This window comes from Lysinibacillus sp. NPDC095746 (genome assembly GCF_044763535.1).
Taxonomy (GTDB): Bacteria; Bacillota; Bacilli; order Bacillales_A; family Planococcaceae; genus Lysinibacillus.
The window spans coordinates 50,106-68,367 of record NZ_JBIWGL010000002.1 but is presented as its reverse complement, the minus strand read 5'-3'; the positions used below and the strand labels follow the sequence as shown (position 1 = coordinate 68,367).

Annotated in this window: 15 protein-coding genes; 12 read left to right on the top strand and 3 right to left on the bottom strand. The window is 38.3% G+C overall.

Annotated elements, in window-relative coordinates; translation table 11 throughout:
• Positions 1 to 112: 112 nt before the first annotated feature.
• Entirely contained in the window at positions 113 to 535 is a 423-nt protein-coding gene (locus ACIQ7N_RS02235) for a hypothetical protein (RefSeq protein ID WP_402930016.1), read from the bottom strand.
• 287 nt (positions 536 to 822) lie between these two features.
• Between ACIQ7N_RS02235 and bioD the strand changes: the two genes are divergently transcribed.
• From bioD to ACIQ7N_RS02210, 5 genes are all read left to right on the top strand, one after another.
• The gene (gene bioD, locus ACIQ7N_RS02230; protein ID WP_402930014.1) at positions 823 to 1,527 is read left to right on the top strand and encodes a dethiobiotin synthase; all 705 of its coding nucleotides are present in this window, start codon (positions 823 to 825) and stop codon (positions 1,525 to 1,527) included.
• Positions 1,508 to 2,911, top strand: a complete 1,404-nt coding sequence (gene bioA / locus ACIQ7N_RS02225) for an adenosylmethionine--8-amino-7-oxononanoate transaminase (RefSeq protein WP_402930012.1) — start codon at positions 1,508 to 1,510, stop codon at positions 2,909 to 2,911. Before bioD ends, bioA begins: the two co-directional genes overlap by 20 nt.
• Complete coding sequence (locus ACIQ7N_RS02220; RefSeq protein WP_274068950.1) at positions 2,878 to 3,468, top strand: biotin transporter BioY; 591 nt, start codon at positions 2,878 to 2,880, stop codon at positions 3,466 to 3,468. The genes bioA and ACIQ7N_RS02220 overlap by 34 nt, the downstream gene beginning before the upstream one ends.
• A 108-nt stretch (positions 3,469 to 3,576) precedes the next feature.
• Positions 3,577 to 4,569: a biotin synthase BioB gene (bioB, locus tag ACIQ7N_RS02215; RefSeq protein ID WP_132356608.1), complete on the top strand. Its 993-nt coding sequence runs from the start codon at positions 3,577 to 3,579 to the stop codon at positions 4,567 to 4,569.
• A gap of 789 nt (positions 4,570 to 5,358) precedes the next feature.
• Entirely contained in the window at positions 5,359 to 5,481 is a 123-nt protein-coding gene (locus ACIQ7N_RS02210; RefSeq protein WP_323656811.1) for a hypothetical protein, read from the top strand.
• A gap of 324 nt (positions 5,482 to 5,805) precedes the next feature.
• Here the strand turns inward: ACIQ7N_RS02210 and ACIQ7N_RS02205 are convergent, their stop codons facing one another.
• Positions 5,806 to 6,972, bottom strand: coding sequence for an aminotransferase-like domain-containing protein (locus tag ACIQ7N_RS02205; protein ID WP_402930010.1), 1,167 nt, complete (start codon positions 6,970 to 6,972; stop codon positions 5,806 to 5,808).
• Positions 6,973 to 7,105: 133 nt separating this feature from the next.
• Between ACIQ7N_RS02205 and ACIQ7N_RS02200 the strand changes: the two genes are divergently transcribed.
• Both ACIQ7N_RS02200 and ACIQ7N_RS02195 read left to right on the top strand, forming a co-directional pair.
• Positions 7,106 to 8,503 (top strand): aminotransferase-like domain-containing protein, encoded by a 1,398-nt coding sequence (locus ACIQ7N_RS02200; protein ID WP_402930008.1) that lies wholly within the window; start codon positions 7,106 to 7,108, stop codon positions 8,501 to 8,503.
• A gap of 136 nt (positions 8,504 to 8,639) precedes the next feature.
• On the top strand, positions 8,640 to 9,875 hold the full coding sequence (locus tag ACIQ7N_RS02195; protein WP_402930006.1) for a DNA polymerase IV: 1,236 nt from the start codon (positions 8,640 to 8,642) through the stop codon (positions 9,873 to 9,875).
• A 118-nt stretch (positions 9,876 to 9,993) separates the two neighbouring features.
• On the opposite strand, the gene ACIQ7N_RS02190 is transcribed toward ACIQ7N_RS02195, so the two are convergent.
• Positions 9,994 to 12,087 carry a hypothetical protein gene (locus tag ACIQ7N_RS02190; RefSeq protein ID WP_402930004.1) on the bottom strand — a complete coding sequence of 698 codons (2,094 nt, stop codon included), beginning with the start codon at positions 12,085 to 12,087 and terminating at the stop codon, positions 9,994 to 9,996.
• A gap of 212 nt (positions 12,088 to 12,299) precedes the next feature.
• On the opposite strand from ACIQ7N_RS02190, the gene ACIQ7N_RS02185 reads away from it, so the two are divergent.
• From ACIQ7N_RS02185 to ACIQ7N_RS02165, 5 genes are all read left to right on the top strand, one after another.
• Positions 12,300 to 13,073 (top strand): alpha/beta fold hydrolase, encoded by a 774-nt coding sequence (locus ACIQ7N_RS02185; protein WP_402930225.1) that lies wholly within the window; start codon positions 12,300 to 12,302, stop codon positions 13,071 to 13,073.
• A 307-nt stretch (positions 13,074 to 13,380) separates the two neighbouring features.
• Positions 13,381 to 14,391: an ankyrin repeat domain-containing protein gene (locus tag ACIQ7N_RS02180; protein WP_402930223.1), complete on the top strand. Its 1,011-nt coding sequence runs from the start codon at positions 13,381 to 13,383 to the stop codon at positions 14,389 to 14,391.
• A 114-nt stretch (positions 14,392 to 14,505) separates the two neighbouring features.
• A complete protein-coding gene (locus tag ACIQ7N_RS02175) occupies positions 14,506 to 15,795 on the top strand; it encodes a DUF1963 domain-containing protein (protein WP_402930002.1) in 1,290 nt (429 codons plus the stop codon).
• Between the two features lie 61 nt (positions 15,796 to 15,856).
• On the top strand, positions 15,857 to 16,423 hold the full coding sequence (locus ACIQ7N_RS02170; RefSeq protein WP_402930000.1) for a hypothetical protein: 567 nt from the start codon (positions 15,857 to 15,859) through the stop codon (positions 16,421 to 16,423).
• 16 nt (positions 16,424 to 16,439) lie between these two features.
• Positions 16,440 to 17,324 carry a YwqG family protein gene (locus ACIQ7N_RS02165; RefSeq protein WP_402929998.1) on the top strand — a complete coding sequence of 295 codons (885 nt, stop codon included), beginning with the start codon at positions 16,440 to 16,442 and terminating at the stop codon, positions 17,322 to 17,324.
• The last annotated feature ends 938 nt before the right edge of the window (positions 17,325 to 18,262 follow it).

The following is an 18,262-nucleotide window of genomic DNA, read 5'->3' as shown; positions in this document are numbered from 1 at the left end:
CTCCTTGGGGATCAGCAATAGAGGAACGAAGGCTAAAAGCATCACCTCTTGTGATAACGCCTTCGTGACCAACATCGTGTTGGCCCGAGACCCTGCAGCGAAGCGAAGCGGCTCATCGAACGCCCCCAGGAAGCTCTGCTCTGTGCGAAAGCGAAGCGACAGCAACAAATGTTTTTTCTGTGCGAAAGCGAAGCGACAGCAACAAAGCGCCCAGGAAGCTCTGCTCTGTGCGAAAGCGAAGCGACAGCAACAAATGTTTTTTCTGTGCGAAAGCGAAGCGACAGCAACAAAGCGCCCAGTCGGAACGGAAATCAACCACACGTTTTGGTGATGATCCAAAATATTTTGCCATGTCCAAGTATTTCCCTCTAAATGATACAGGAAATAAACTCATTACAGGAAACCATAGAAAGAACCAAAAAGCATAAATTAATCGTACACCCTTTTTAATGAATAGCGGTGTTCCGTAATAAACACCATAGTATACTAACGAACCTGTTATGCCGAAAATGAGTAACTGCACCAGATAGAACATTTGAAGTCTCCTTCTATAAAGAGGATATATTACAAATAACATATAAGCACAAATTGTAATATTTTTCTATATATATTTTTTTGTCAACCAGCACTAGATTTTATGACACGGTAAGAATCTAGTGTTTTTTATGATGAAAAAACGGATAAGTTATCACAAAATTCTCTATCTTTTGCAAAGAAAAGGGCTGTTTTTGAAGAAATATGGAAATAGCATTTACAAAATAAAAATAAATGTGTTAACTTAAAAATGTAAACAGTTAACTTAAAAGAGGGGGAGGGTTAACGATGCAACATTTTTGGGTGGTTGGTACAGATACAGATGTCGGTAAAACGGTTATCACTACATTACTGATGCGTCAATTACAAAAGCATGATTTACTAGTTACACCTTATAAGCCCGTGCAAACTGGGGAAATTAATGAGAATGGGCATGGCTATTACTACGATACGGCAATGTATGAAAAGTATTCATTACAAAAACTAAAGCAAGAACAGTTAAATGGCTATTCGTTTAAGGAAGCTGCATCACCACATTTTGCTGCACAACTGGAGGGTCAGCAAATAAATGTGGCGTATTTATTACGGCAAATGCAGTTGTTACAGGAAGCATACGATGTCGTGATTTGCGAAGGAGCGGGGGGGCTGTTTGTCCCATTAGATACATATGGAGAAAATACGCTTCTTAATGTCATCGTTCAAAGTAAGCTTCCAGTCGTACTTGTCACGCGAACAACACTAGGAACGATTAACCATACATTGCTTACACTCGAGGCGTTACATGCTCGTAATGTTGAGGTTCTTGGCATTGTATTTAACGGAGACACAGGTAGTCAGATGGAACAAGATAATGTCAATACAATTCTACAACATCATGATTTGCCATATGCGACGATCCCAAAGCTTGGGGATATTTCACGGATTGTTGACTACTCTATTTCACACACTTCTTTGTTTGAAAGGTTGGTCAAATATGAAACAAGCATTAACTGAATTGCAGACGAGAGATTTACAGCATGTTTGGCATCCATGCTCACAAATGAAGGACTATGAGCAATTTCCGCCAATTGTTATTCAAAAAGGACAAGGGGTATGGCTTTACGATGAAAATAATAACCGCTATTTAGATGCCGTATCTTCCTGGTGGGTCAATTTATTTGGACATGCGAATCCGCGTATAAGTCAAGCATTAAGCGATCAAGCGTTTACATTAGAGCATACAATCTTTGCAAATTTTTCACATGAGCCTGCCATTAAGGTGGCAGAAAAATTAGTCGCTTTAACGCCAGATGGTTTAAATAAAGTATTTTTTGCAGATAACGGCTCTTCTGCAATAGAAGTCGCATTAAAAATGAGTTTTCAATATCATATGCAGACGGGAAAAACGGCGAAAAAGCGTTTTTTGGCTTTAACAGATGCTTATCACGGTGAAACACTTGGTGCCTTATCTGTTGGTGGAGTAGGGCTGTATAACGAAGTGTATCAGCCGCTTTTATTGGATACAGTACGTGCACAAGGACCGGATTGCTTCCGATGTCCTTTTCAAGAGAATCCAGGAAGCTGTCAAGCCCAATGTATACAGTTTGTTGAAGAGGAGCTTAGTCAGCACCATGAAGCCATTACAGCTATTATTATTGAGCCACTCATTCAAGCAGCTGCAGGCATGAAAATGTATCCTCCACTATACTTGAAGCGATTACGAGAGCTTTGTACAAAATACGATGTGCATTTTATTGCAGATGAAATTGCAGTTGGCTTTGGACGAACAGGGACATTATTTGCCTGTGAGCAAGCGGGTATTGCGCCAGATTTTATGTGCTTATCAAAAGGGTTAACGGGTGGTTATTTGCCACTATCTGCAGTTTTAACGACTGATAATGTCTTCAACGCATTTTATGATGATTACGGTACAATGAAAGCGTTTTTACATTCTCATAGCTATTCTGGTAATACACTTGCTTGTCGTGTAGCCTTAGAAGTTTTGACAATGTTTGAAGAGGATCATGTGATCGATATGATACAAAACAAGGGTGAACGTATGCGAGAGTTAGCTATGAATGCATTTGGGGAGTTGCCGTTTGTTGGGGAATATCGACAAGTAGGACTAGTTGGTGCCATAGAATTAGTCGCCAATCGTGAAACAAAGGAGCCGCTACCGAGTGAGGAACGAATCGGTTATCAAATCTATAAACGTGCCTTAGCAAAGGGCTTACTCATTCGTCCTCTCGGCAATATATTATATTTCATGCCTCCATATATTATATCGGATGATGAAATGCGTTTTATGATTGATACAACAAAAGAGACGATCATGCAATTTTTTAAGGAGCGGGAGGGAGTAAGTTGTTCAAACGACAATCAACACTGTCACTTGTGATGATTGCGATGTTTGCCGCTTTAACCGCAATCGGTGCATTTATTAAAATACCGCTACCAGTAGTGCCCTTTACATTACAAATAGTTTTTGTATTTTTAGCAGGCAGTTTGCTCGGCAGTCGCAATGGATTGCAAAGTCAGCTTGTCTACATCGGGGTTGGTTTAGTTGGTTTGCCAGTTTTTACGCAAGGTGGAGGCATCACTTATGTATTGCAACCAACATTTGGCTTCCTTATCGGTTTTGCACTGGCCGCTTTTGTAATTGGTTTCATGATTGAAAGAGTGGATACGCCAACGAAAAAACATTTTATCGGTGCAAATATTGTCGGGCTTTTTATTATTTATGCAGTAGCAGTTCCATATTTATATGTGTCATTGAATTTTTGGCTACATATGAAAACGAGCTGGTCACATATTTTCGTAGTTGGCTTTTTAAACAGTATTGTTGCAGATTTTTGCTTAGCAATCGCTTCTGCATTTTTGGCCGAGCGACTTTACAAAGTATTTAATTCAGCAAGGACAATAACTTCTTTCAGCAGAAGTCTCCCACCTCTATGATGTGAGAGGAATGCAGATTTAAGTTATTTTCAGCAAATATCAAACATGAGCTGATATAGCCTCAGGAAGATTTCACGCAATTATACAAGTAGAGAGGGAGATGTTTAAATGAATTGGTTGCAGTTAGCAGAGGAAGTTATTGCAGGGAAAATCATTAGCAATGAGGAGGCTCTTGCCATTTTAAATAGTGAAGATGATGAGCTTTTAAAGGTAATGGACGGTGCCTTTACTATTCGTAAGCACTACTATGGGAAAAAAGTAAAATTAAATATGATTATGAATGCTAAGAGCGGTTATTGTCCAGAGGATTGTGGCTATTGTTCACAGTCATCTAAATCAACTGCACCGATTGAAAAATATCCATTCATTACGAAAGAGGAAATTTTGGCAGGGGCAAAACGAGCATTTGACAATAAAATTGGCACTTATTGCATCGTGGCAAGTGGTCGTGGGCCAACTCGAAAGGATGTCAATGTTGTAAGTGAAGCTGTTACAGAAATTAAAGAGAAGTATGGCTTAAAAGTATGTGCCTGTCTTGGCTTATTAAAAGAAGAACAGGCACAGCAATTAAAAGAGGCAGGGGTGGATCGTTACAATCATAACTTAAATACATCTGAACGACATCACTCCTATATTACTACGTCTCATACGTATGAAGATCGTGTTAATACGGTTGAAATTGCGAAAAAGCATGGAATATCACCTTGCTCAGGTGCCATTATCGGTATGAAGGAAACAAAGGAGGATGTCGTGAATATTGCGCGTGCACTTCACCAATTAGACGCGGATTCCATTCCGGTTAACTTCTTAAATGCGATTGATGGCACGAAACTAGAAGGGACGAAGGAATTAAATCCACGCTATTGTTTAAAGGTTTTAGCGTTATTCCGTTATATAAATCCAACAAAGGAAATTCGTATTTCTGGTGGTCGTGAAGTCAATCTTGGGTCACTTCAGCCACTAGGCTTATATGCCGCAAACAGTATCTTTGTTGGGGATTATTTAACAACTGAAGGACAAGAAGCAAACAGTGATTATCGTATGCTTGAGGATTTAGGCTTTGAAATTGAATTAACGGAAAAACAAGCAGCAATTTGCTAAATAAAAACTTATCCCGCATTAACGGGCAGTAATGAACTCCCGTAAAAGCCCGATTGGTGAAGACTAATAATCAGAGGGTTATAAAGAAAACCCACTGATTAAAGTTTCACTTTATGAAATAAAATCTACTACTACTACTTAATTATCATCGAATTGGAAAGTCGTATGTGCGTCGTGGAAAAGGCGTATATACGGCTTTTTCTGTTTAACGGATAAAATCGTAGAAATGCTCAGGTAGGGTAAAGTGCTCGGGTTCAACGTGGAAATGCTCAGGTAGGCAAGAAAAGTGCTCGGGTTCGTCGTGGAAACGTTCAGGTAGGCAAGAAAAGTGCTCGGGTTCGTCGTGGAAATGCTCAGGTAGGCAAGAAAAGTGCTCGGGTTCGTCGTGGAAACGCTCAGGTAGGCAAGAAAAGTGCTCGGGTTCGTCGTGGAAACGCTCAGGTAGGTAAGAAAAGTGCTCGGGTTACCAAGAAAACTGCTCAGGTAGCATGACCACTGCTCGGGTCCGTCGAAAAACCCGCGATTGGCATATAAGAGATAAAAAGTGACGGATGCTAAAACGAAAAGAACTGTTTTTATGCCTTAAAAAATCTGATTTTCACAAATTGTTCAATGAAAGCGTTTTGAAATTGAACAGTTTGTGAAGGGCTTCACATAATACTTTATTTTTGAAAAAATCGGCGTAAAATAAGAATTAAGTAAGGGATTGTTATAAAACAGTTTGAAAAAAGTATCACGGTTTTAAGTGGTTGTTATATTACAAAAACGAATTAGAGGGGAGAATTTAGCATGTGGGTTATTACAGTTTTTGATAAAAAGGACGTTCGAATTTTTGAATATACAAACAAAGATGAGGCGACAAAGGCTTTAGCGAAATTTAAGAAAAATGCAGTTTTAACGTATACAAAATAATTTTTCATGAAAGTAAGCAACCCTTTTCGACGCTATAGCGCACGAAGCGGGTTGCTTCTTACGTTGCACAGATGTTCTTAGGCCAAGCTGATTATGATGATATTCATAATAATGTAGTTTCAATAATCATCGTGTTGTTTTTACGTTCTGTGATAATAATTTTCTGTCAAAGACTAAAGATGGCTTTGAACATACATTTGCATGATATTATGTAAACTTTAATGAAATTATTTATCTGTTGGGGAAGAAGTTAATATGATGAGAAATAAGCAAAGATGGTGTGAAAATTTCACACCATCTCTTATCAATAACTTTTAAATGACTTTATAAAATGCTACCTAAGCGTTTAATACCTTCTCGGATGACTTCAGGTGTTGCATTCGTATAATTGAGGCGCATTGTATTAACATCAGTTTTTGATGTATAGAATGGATCGCCAGGTACGAAGGCTACTTTTTGCTCCATCGCTTTATGGAAGACATCTACTGACGAAGTTCCATTGTTCATTGTAGCCCAAATGAACATTCCACCGTCTGGTCGTGTGTAGTCCACATGTGCTGGGAAAAACTCTTCCATTGCATTTAGCATAGCATCTGCTTGATTTTTATATAACGCTATAATTTTCTGAACGTGTTCCATATAGTCATTGTTTACTAGATAATCATAAATGACATATTGAGCGAAAATATTTGTGTGCAGGTCAGTTGCTTGCTTCGCTGTTTCGATATGCTGCAGTAATTCTTTATTTTTTGTAATGATAAAGCCAAGACGCATTCCTGGTGTGACCGTTTTAGAGAAAGAACCTAGCAAAATACTATTTTCTAATTTACCAGCACCAATGTACGGTAGTGGCTCACCTTGGAAGCGTAATTCTCCATATGGATCATCCTCAATTAATGCTACATCCTTATATTTTGCCATGATTTCGCAAATTTGCTGACGTTTTTCTCTAGAATACGTAAGGCCTGTTGGGTTTTGGAAATTTGGAACTGTATAGACGAATTTTACATTTGGCTGTTGTAGTGCATTCTCTAACTCTTCTAAGTTTAATCCATCATTTTCGAGTGTTACACCATAGAAAGTTGGCTCACTTAATGTGAAGGCTTGAATGGCACCTAAGTAACCGGGCTCCTCGATGACGATACCATCACCTTTGTTAATAAGTACTTTCCCAATTAATTCAAGAGCCTGCTGTGATCCAGTTGTAATAAATACATCGTCAGCATGGATATCTAGTCCGTGCACACGTTGATATTTTGCAGCAATGTACTCACGTAAAGGCGCATACCCTTGCGTAGAAGAGTATTGGAATAGACGACTGCCATTTTCCGTAATGGCATGGTTCGCAGATGCCTTTAATGCTTCAATTGGGAAAGAGATTGGGTTTGGAAGCCCCCCTGCAAAAGAAATGACATCCTCAGAATCAGTTACTTTCAAAATATTTCGGATGAATGAGGACGGGGTATTTAAAATCTTTTCTGAAAATTGCATAATTTTTCATTCCTTTTTTCTGATTTTTTAAAAATTATATCATTGCCATCATATGCATACAATATTATCATTGTATGCAAGACAATGAAATATTGTATGCAAAAATTGAGAGAGAAGGAGCTTAGCTTAGAATATGCCAGTTAATTCGTTTGAAGAATATCCAATGAGTTGGAAACCGGACATTAGTAAAAGTTCGCCTCCATTATATATAGCAATAGCTGAACAGCTGGAACAAGATATTAAGGATGGAAAATTATCGCCAGGCACCAAGCTACCTCCTCAGCGTGAGTTAGCTGATTTTTTAGATGTTAATTTAAGCACGATCACGAGAGCTTTTAAACTTTGTGGTCAGAAGGGGCTTATCTATGCTTCGATCGGAAATGGTACATTCGTTTCATCTGATGCAGCGACAAACAAAATGTTATTACCAACAAATAAATCTTCTCAGATGATTGAAATGGGCCCTGTATTGCCAGAAAATCATGCGAATGAGGATATTACACGTTATATGAAAAAGATGATGAATGATCCTCATTTTAGTAAATTATTTCAGTACGGACGACCGGAAGGAAATGCGTGGCAAACGGAAGCGGCAATGAAGCTTTTGGAAAAGGTCAATTTTCAAACAGATCAACCTGTATTGCTTGGAGCGGGGGGACAAAATGCGATTGTTGGCACGTTAGCTGCGTTGTTTCAGCCAGGAGATCGAATTGGTACAGATCCCATTACATATGCAGGTATAAAAACAGCTGCAAATATGCTTGGTATTCAATTAGTGGCAATCCAACAAAGAAACGGTGAAATGACAAGGGAGGGGTTATTATACGCTTGTAAAAATGAGCATATAAAAGGTCTTTATGTTATTCCAGATTTTCATAATCCAACTACCCATACAATGTCATTGGAGACAAGAAAAATGATTGCGGAGGTTGCGAGGTGGAAAGGCTTAATCGTCATTGAGGATGCGATTTATAGTTTTCTTAAGGAGAAGCCGCTTGCACCAATAGCGTCCTATGCTCCTGAAAAGGTTATTTATATTGCTAGTGTATCAAAAACCATCTCACCTGGCTTACGACTATCCTATATCGTTACACCGCCAGCGCTACGAAAAAAAATAATGGAAACACTGTATAATATAAATATTTCAGTGTCTCTCATGATGGTGGAGCTTACAGCAAGGATGATTCATGATGGCGTTGCACAGACAATTTTAGAGAAGCACCGATTGTATGCCAAGCAGCAAAATGCCCTTGTCGATCAATATTTAGGGGAATATAACATTTTAGGAGAAGAAGAATGTATTTTCAGATGGCTTATACTCCCCGAAAAATTCACCAGCATTCAGTTTGAATTACTAGCAGCAAAAGCTGGTGTGCAAGTGTATGCAGCCGAACGTTTTGCCGTAGGAAATGCGAAGCTAGTGAATGCAGTTCGTTTGGCCATCACTGCACCTGAAGATCAGCTTGAACAAGCACTCATTATTTTGAAGGAATTACTTGAAAGTGATGGTGACTATACATTTGTTGATTAATGTTAGGAAAGCTTATAATAGAAGTATCATACAATAGCGCATAAAGGACGTATAAATGAATAGTTTTTATGTGTCAATGAGTAGGCGCATGACCCTAGTCTAAAAGGTAAGCCAAAGTAAATGAGGAGATAGAAATATGAATAAAGGAAGAATCATTTTACATATCGACCTTAATTGCTTTTATGCCTCTGTTGAACAAATATATGATCCCTCATTAAAAGGGAAACCCGTAGCCATCGCAGGTAATCCTAAAGAGCGTAGAGGTATTATTATTACGTGTAGTTACGAAGCAAGAGCAAGTGGTGTTTATACAACTATGAATGTCGGAGAGGCGCGGCGAAAGTGCCCAGAGTTAATAATACTTCCTCCTAATTTCGAACGGTATAGAGCTGCGTCCAAATCATTTTTTAATTTGTTGAAAGAGTATAGCGACATTCTCCAACCAGTTTCAATCGATGAAGGATATTTGCAACTTCCAATAGTAGAAGGCCAAAATGTACTGCAACACGTACAAAATATGCAAAATAGAATCTGGAACGAATTGCAACTCCCTTGTTCAATCGGTATTGCACCGAATAAATTTTTGGCGAAAATGGCAAGTGATATGAAAAAGCCAATGGGTATTACAATACTCCGAAAGCGTGATGTTCCAACAATATTGTGGCCGATGAATGTCATTGAGATGCATGGGGTTGGCAAAAGTACAGCGGAGAAATTGGGGAATTTAGGTATCCGAACAATTGGAGAACTAGCTATAGCTGATGAATATGTACTAAAGCAAAACTTCGGCATTAATGGTTTACGGATGAAGCAAAAGGCAAATGGTGAAGATGATAGGCCTGTTGATCCAGAAGCTATATATGATACGAAAAGTGTAGGGAATTCAACAACACTTTCTCATGATACGACAGATAGAGATGAACTATATAAAGTAATCGCAACACTTTCTGAAAAGGTAGCGGACAGATTAAAGGCCAAGAAGCTTGCTGGCGTTACAGTAAGTATCATGATCCGTTCAGCTGATTGGGAAACTTGTACACGAAGTAAGTCCATCAATAACGCGATTCATGCAAAAGAGGATATCGTTGAGCATGCCTGGTATTTATTTAATAAGCATTGGGATGAGGAACCTGTACGATTACTAGGTGTTACCGTATCGAATGTTAGTGATATTAAAGAAACGACACAACAGCTAACGTTATTTAACTTTGAAGAGCATGTAAAAGATGAACCCATCATTAAACTGGTTGATCAAATCGAGCAAAAGTTTGGAAAAGGAACAATTTTGCGGGGTTCAGATATTGACAAACCCGTAGGGAAATATCAAGCAAATACGAGTTTTAGTAAAGACTTTTGGGATGAACATAAGTAGAATAAATGATCAAACTTTAAAGATCAAACAGAAAACCGTCATGTCGATTAACCTTTTTTTTGAAATGACGGTTTTCTATTTGTATTCAGAATCAAAGTAGCTTATTTAAGTGGAAATATTATATGTTCGTAGAAATTTCATTTTCCTTTTGTTCATAGTCTTCGCGACGATTTTTGATGTTTTGTAATACACTATCTAGCACATTCTGTTCAGCTAGCGTTTGATAAAGGACATTTTGTACCTCTGCCGCTTCCTTGTTTTCTTCTTGGTTACTTAGAAATTCACTGTATGTTCCCATATATTCATGATAATCAATATTAGAAAGTGTCTTAGCAGCAATTTGGTTGTGTTTAGTTAACGCAGAAGTAAACTGTTTACGTGCCTCAGCTGGTTGGGCAGGTATTAGTTTGATTTTACCTTTTGTATCTGTGTTACCTGTGAAATCAAGGAATTGATAATCGAACGCCAATGGTTTAGCAAGAGCGATATGAGCGTGAAGAGCAACAGCATGGTCAGGAAGTCTTTCAGTTATCTCACGAAGGATATCGTTTCCTTTGTCAAGATAACGACTGCCATCGAATGCAAGAACACGGCCTACTTCTTCAGAGAAATAGTCTTGAGCAAGGAATTCTTGATCGTAGCCTGTAGGTGGTAAAACTCGAAGTCTTAAGTTATTTGATACGATGTTATGGCCGTTTATTTGCATAGCTACTTGAATGTTATAAAATCCTGGGTCATCGATTAACCAGCCGTTTTTCCCTACAGACGCGAAAATCGTTTCGTACAGTGATTCACCAGGCATTATTACCTTGTTCTCTTTGTTCCACAAATATTGAACATGAGGTAGTAGTCGTCGTCCTTGTTTTCCATCTTTTTTAACGAGTACAGTCATTCCGTATAAATCGGACAAAATATGTTTATTGATGGACTGAGGTTGATTCGAAGTATTCGTTAGTTTGATTTCAATAACTGTAGGTTCTAACCATTGGAATATTGGTGATTTACGGTTAACCCTCAATTCAAGATTAAAAGAAGGGTGAATAGACATGTTTGGTTGCTCAAAACCATGATCTACAGCCCAGTCAGCATTACCCATTTGTACGAAGCGCTCAGGTGCATGTCGCATAAACAACAGTTCTTGATCACTAAAACGATACTCAAAGTTTTTAAAGAACTCTTTGCCACCAGATTTACTATCAAAATTGTAAGGGTAATTCATAAAGCTTAGAGCCTTTGGTTCTGGAATAAGAGGGCGCTCCAAAGGTTCCCAAGGATAACCTAGGTGTTTTTGCCAAGAGTGCAGCAGATTAAAAGCATGTCCCATCTCATGGCAAGCACACCAAAAACGATAGCGCTGTACAAAAGCTTCAGGAGCAGGGTCACCTTTAGGTGGATCGGCAATAAATGAATTATTAAAAATGGCAGTCCCTTGACGATGATTAGGACCTATGCTATCAAACATAATACCGCCTAGACCATGGCCTTCTTCAGCTTCCGAATTTGCAAAGAATGTCCACATGGACCATTGGGGCTTATTATCAAAGTGCGACCAATATACTTGCATGGCATCATGCATCTCTTGAGTGTTCCACTTTTTATCAGTCCCTGCATAGTCTTTGGAAACAATATTATTACCATCTGATATTTTCACATCAAACCCAGTGCGTTTGAAAACCTCTGAAATTGACAAAGTTTCATCCGGCAAAGATGCAGGCTTGTCTGGATGAGCGTGAGTTTGATAGGTAGTAACTGGCGCTGTATCTTCTTCAGCATCAAATTCAAATTCCACAGGGTGAAAGTAAGGAGATTGAAACTGGAAAGTGCTAGTTCTGTCTATCTCCCCTCCGATTAGAAACGCGACTTCTGCAGAATGCTGTTCAGGTAATGAACCGCGTGTTACTTGTATTTTTACATTTGTATAAGGAAATGATTGGTTGTCGTCTAAATATTTATTTCGAATATTGCCTGTCCATGTATCTGGACCATTCGCTGTTAACTTAGCAATCCAATGAATAGTAGAAGACTGGTTTGAACTAATAGTGCCACTTGCTACCATTTGTGGGTAGAATCCGTCGACATCGATGCGAAGTTCCTCACGGATTTGCTGCTCACTCCATACATATAAGCCACTAATTGGTGCGAGGGGAAATTCTCCTAAACTGGAAGGGGTAATGGCTTTTACTTTTGGTTCGTTCGTTTTGTTTTGATCCATCTGTATTACCTCCATGTTTATTATTTTTTGTCTTTCTTCCTCAATCCCAAGAGTCACAATGCTATGTTAAAAAATGTAAAAGGTGTTTCAAATATTATATATGCAGCAGAAACTATAAATATGACACTATAAATAATAAAATTAATACAGTGGATAAAATGAGAGAATAATCTAATTATTTCCCAAGAAATACAAGAATGAAGAAAGAAGGTGTGGTCATGCATTTTAAAGAGTACGGAGATATACATAAGCCGCTTATACTGTTGATTCATGGGGGTGGTGTTGGAGGGTGGATGTGGGATAAACAAGTCCAATACTTTTCCGATTATCATTGCGTTGTACCAGAATTAATAGATAACGTGGCTAAAAATAACTCTAATTTTTCAATTGAAGATAGTGCTAAAACCCTTCTATCATTAATAGAAGAAAAAGCAAAAAATAAATGTGTCATAGTAGTTGGTTTTTCATTAGGAGCTCAAATTGCTATTCAAATGGTTAGTCTAAAACCGCAATTAATAGACTTTGCCATCATCAACAGTGCTTTAGTGACACCATCCACAGTTGCAGAAAAATGGATTAGACCAATGATAAAATTAACTTTTCCCTTAATAAAAAATAAATCCTTCGCCAAGCTTCAAGCTAAAACATTGTATGTAGATGAAGAATATTTTGAGCAATATTATGAAGATAGTTCAAAGATAAAAGTAGATAACCTAATAAAAATATTGCAAGAAAATATGTCTTTTGCCATCCCGCATGATTTTTCAAAAGCTCAATGTAAAATTTCGGTAACTGTCGGTGAGAAAGAGAAAAGCAACATGAAAAAATCTGCGATCCATCTTGTGAATAGCAATCCCAATTGTCAAGGTGTTGTGCTATCGAACATCGGCCACGGTGTCTCATTAGCGCATCCTGAGTTCTTTAACCGTTTTGTAGAAGAGTGGATGAAGGATGGTAAGTTACCAGAAGGGAAGGTTATCAATTAGTGCATCGATTAATATTTCCTCAAACAGGCTTGTCCTATTCAAATTGAAGCAATGGGAGTGATGATACGAGTGTTTAGCCAAACGGATATTACCGAATAGTCAAGGAACTATTCAGTAAATACTCATCTAACCATAACTTTATTTAAGGTTTGATCGTATAGCACCATATTGATGGAGAATGGAATACTACAACAAATGAATAAGTGGTAAAATGTAGTAATGTGTTAATTTCAAAAATCTGACCTAAGGAGAGAAGTGCAGATGAGGAAGAAGAAAAAAAACCTTACCGAAAAATTTCGATGAACTAATTGAAGTAGGCGATATATCAGCATTAAAAGAGGTATTTTTGCAATGCGAATTAGATGCCCGTGGCGGTTACAGTAAATCAACAGCTTTGAGCTTTTTCAATATACCGAATGAATTGATCCGCTGGCTTGTGGAACAAGGTGCTGATATAAATGCTAGTGACAGTTACGGAAGAACGGCTCTACATAAACATGCAATAAGTAGGCGCGGTAATATTGATTTGCTGCTTGAATTGGGTGCAGATATAGAGGTCATTGATTATCAAAATGAGACACCTCTATTTGCCGCAGCAGATTCATTTAATCCAAATGCAGTTTACACATTAATTGCCAAAGGCGCAAATCTCAGCACAAAAAATAAGATGAAACAGACGCCCTTAGAAAAAGCTTTGGCAATGTGTAGAAACATAGATATTGTCAATATGGCGAAAATTGCCGATATTTTGCTTAACGCTGGAGCGACTGAAACGCAGAAAATGAAAGATTCTATTAAGCGAATTGACAATGACTTTGAGTTTCACAGAGAAGGCTTTAATAAAGAATATTTGAATCAAACAGATGAGGCACTTTTACGTCTATATGAGCTATTTGATGTTCCTCCAGTAGGGAAACGAAAGACTCACGATGGCACCTTTCCAATAGCAGTATCAACAAAGGGATGGCAGGCGCAACATAATGAACTTTGGAATTTATTAATTCCTTCACAAGGACATGCGAAAACTGTACAGGGTGAGGTTATCCGTATTACAGGTAAAATATCATACGAAATTTTAGATAACGGCAGTATCAACTGGGATAATCAATTTTGTAAAATGCTTAACAGTTTAGACCATTACTTTAGCTTGGGTACGCCATTACATCCTGCTGCACTTCAGGAGGCCGAAACATTAGCGAAAAAACTTCGCAACGGCAATGGTAGAAATGAACCTGTGAGACTATGCGAACTGGCAGTGCATTGGGTACTCAGCAATCCTAATCCAATTACTTTGGAACAGCCCGACTATAAGCGATAACATATGTACGACTTAATCAGCGTATACAATAAACTTTTTAATGCACTATACATACTTTTTTCTAAGTACATATCAGCTATGAAGAGGGATGAAGTAAAGGGGGGTTAATCAAACATGGCGGAACGCATACCATGCAAGACGGAAAACTGCAACGCAACAATTTTGCCGAGTACAGCAGCCAAAACAGGCGGTATCTGCATGCCCTGCCATCAGGAGCAAGAACGAAAAAAACAACAAGCTTATATTGAGCAGCACCGCAAAACGGTGAATCTCTTTGAAGGACTAACAGATCATTTAGATATTCTCAAGGTGATGCATGCACCAAGAAGGCAAGGCCCGCTTATCCAATACACTCCTTATCCTTTGAGCATGGAGCAGTTATACATATCGTTATCAGATAATGAAGCAGGCGCTATGCTGGAATATGCGATGGAATTACTCGCTATTAACAATGAAAGTAAAGCACAAGATATTTTATTATCTCTAGTATGTTATCGGAATGATAATATCTCGAATGCTTTGCCTGGGCTTTTAGAGCACGGCTTATTTCATAATCCGATTGTTTTTAAAGATGCACCACAAGACATTCAAGATCAGCTTATGGAGCGGGTGAAATGGGATGAGGACAACCGAAATCAGCTTCTCCTTGCTCTCGGATGGATGGGGAATGCCTTGGTCAAAGAGCAGTTTCGGGAATGGCAAATGCAGCCGCCAAAATGGGCGGAGCAGTTGTATGTAACTCCTGAAACATACGCTCTCGATGGAGGATGGGAGCTAACCCCAGACGGAGAGAAGCGTGATCTAATTAATCATTTATGTTATGCAATCAGACAGGCAGAACAACAGAATGATGATTTACATGAAGTACATCATGCCCGTTTTCTTGGGATAAGCCATTCAACATGCCCATGGTGCAATAGGAAGTTAACGAAGTTGATAGACGTAGCTACCTCTCATCTGTCCTTGCAATATCTCAACTTGCAGATGGAGAATCTGCAGGTAATAACCTGTGATTTATGTGGGGGCTTTAGCACGATATACATGGAGCTGGACAATTATGGCGTGCCTGTCTGGAGCCGCTATAATCAGGAACCTGCTTATCTTCCGGATATAGATGACGTTAACAGCAGTACTGAAATCCCACCTAGTTTAGTCCTTTCACATGAGCCGCAATCACCGTATTATGCTGCAGTTTGGACCATGTCACAATTAGATTCGCAAATTGGCGGCCATCCAAGCTGGATCCAGGATCCGGAGTATCCCGTTTGTCCTTGTTGTAAACGAAGAATGCGGTATATAGGGCAAATCGATTATGCTGATTTCGATGGATATGGTGAAGGCATCTTTTATATGTTTATATGTCCAAATGACAGAATTACAGCAACAGTATATCAGCAAAGCTGAATAACGTTCACACTTTAAGGAAATTGGCTTTGAGATAAAAGGAGGAAAAGAGGCGTTTAACGTGAAATACAAATTTACCGAAGTGCTGAATGATCTTATAAACTATTTTATTCTGGGAGATATTTTACTATTGGAAAAATGGAAACAGTCCAACAATCATTCTGATAATTTAGCAATGGAATTTACAACAAATGAGAGCGGCGATAATGTTGCGCTTGATGGTATCATACTTCCGATGGTAGGTATTGAGAACTATCCCTATACCATCATATTTAATTATTCTGATGATACTCCAGAATTGTTAAAAACAGATAGCCGTTTACAATTCAGACGTGACGGTTTTTCGCTTAAAGTTGAAAACAACATACTTATGCTGTTTACTTGGCGAATATTAGAACAATTCACTAACGAAAGGGTTCATGCTTTACTTAATGATTATCGACAATACAATAGGCCAATGATTGAAGTTGAAAACGGCTGGTACAGCATAGAGATATTTGGTGGAGAAACTTTGCAAAATTCATATTATGAACCCACATTTGAGTTTGTTTTGCGAAAGACAGAAAGAAAGGAATCAGTGGAATTTGATAGCAATTCAAACTTTACTATTGAAAGTTCCACCTACTAAAAAGGATGTGTAAAGATTGCTAAATAATAACAATCGAAATAAACTTGAGCGAATTGTTCACGAATACCAGTTTGAACATGCGATGGATTATTTGAAAGAGTCTGTACGTCAAGGCATTCGCTTGTCCAAGAAAGAGATCGAAACATACAATGAAATATGCTCATCCCGTATAGGGGGCGATCCAGATCTCCCTGCTAACGTGGAATGGCCGTTAAATTCTGATGGAACTTCCATGAAGTTCCTGGCCCAGCTGCGTTTAAGTGAATTGGCACCACATGATGTAGCAACACTGCTACCAGTAAAAGGCATGTTGTACTTTTTCATAGGAGTGGATGAACCTGCGTATGGAATCGAGCATAAGGTGATGTATCTATCAGAAGACAAGCTTAAGGAAGCTAAACGTTCCCCATCGCCTGCAGTGACAGCCATTGTGGGTGATTTTACCGGATACCGTGTGAGCGCTAAATCAATGATGGAACTTCCCAATTACGGTTATGTAGATTACGATATAGTGGAAGACGATGAGCATGATTATGATCAGTATGAAGAGCTATGCTTCGAGTTGAATGAAGATAACTCAAGTGATCTGGCTGCAATGTTCGGTTATCCATCTACCCAGCATGGGGATTGTGAATACGAAGCAGCTCTTCATCTGTTGATAGGTAAAAAGTATGACTATTCAATTGATTCAGCGTTAAAGAAGATTACAGATCACTTTAAAGGTGATTTTGTTCGAGCGAAGCAGGAAGTGCAGGATACGCTAGTATTGCTTGCGCTAGACTCCGATCAGGATGTGGGATTCTGCTGGTGGGACGCTGGGGAATTGCAGTTCTATATTCGAAAGGAAGATCTGCTCGCAGGCAATTTTACAAACACCTATTGCTCCCTATATTCAAGTTAAGCCAATTATTATACTATAGTTATAGGCAAAAGCCACTGATTTAGGACCATAGTTTGCAAGATTAAGAAATGTACATCGCTTGTTAGCATATGGTCAATAGAAATTAAGTGAAATCTAAGCTATAATCTCTTCAAATCATATACTGAGATGGGGAGATTTTTTTATGTTTTATATACATTTTGTCAAGATATAAAAAGAATCGATAATTTTATTTACACATGTACGATAAAGACCATCTTTTACTGGCTTTAGACAAACTAATCAACTGGTTTAGCCTTAGAAAACGAGTGGTTTTTTGTAGATCATTTGGAGGTTAGGGTTCGAATCCCTCCTAAATGGTAAATTTGTAACAGCTGAGTTTGACTGTTATCGTTGGCGATAAGAAACTCCTCAGCTTTGAAGGAGCTTACACCAACAGTCGCAAGCTCATAGAAATGTATAATGAGCATTTGAGGACTATAGTAGAGCAGAGGAATCATTTACACATGTTGTCTGATTGGAGCAACAGAGTTGTCTGTGAGCTTGTAAGAACATAACAATAGGGCTTGCATATATGAAAATCAATGATAAACACAAGCCCTATTCTTATATAACTGTTAGGGGAATAAGAAAATGAAGCTTATTCAACAGTTGCGTTTGATTGTTGGAGAGCTAGATTATTGTTGTCTTGTAATTGATTTTGTTGCTATACATCGTTAGTTACTATAACTATAAACGTATCCGTCCTTATACAAACTATATGTGGCTAATTGCTTACGAATAACGATATTCTGAAATTTTACAGAGAACAAAGGGAATAGGATTCACCTTGTTATTTCTCATCACTAGTATAATTCCTATTATATTGTAAATATAACCATATGAGGGAATTGTGTTGATGAATAATGTGAATTTATTGTACGTTTGTAATATATATTGGGTATTTTAATTAATATTAG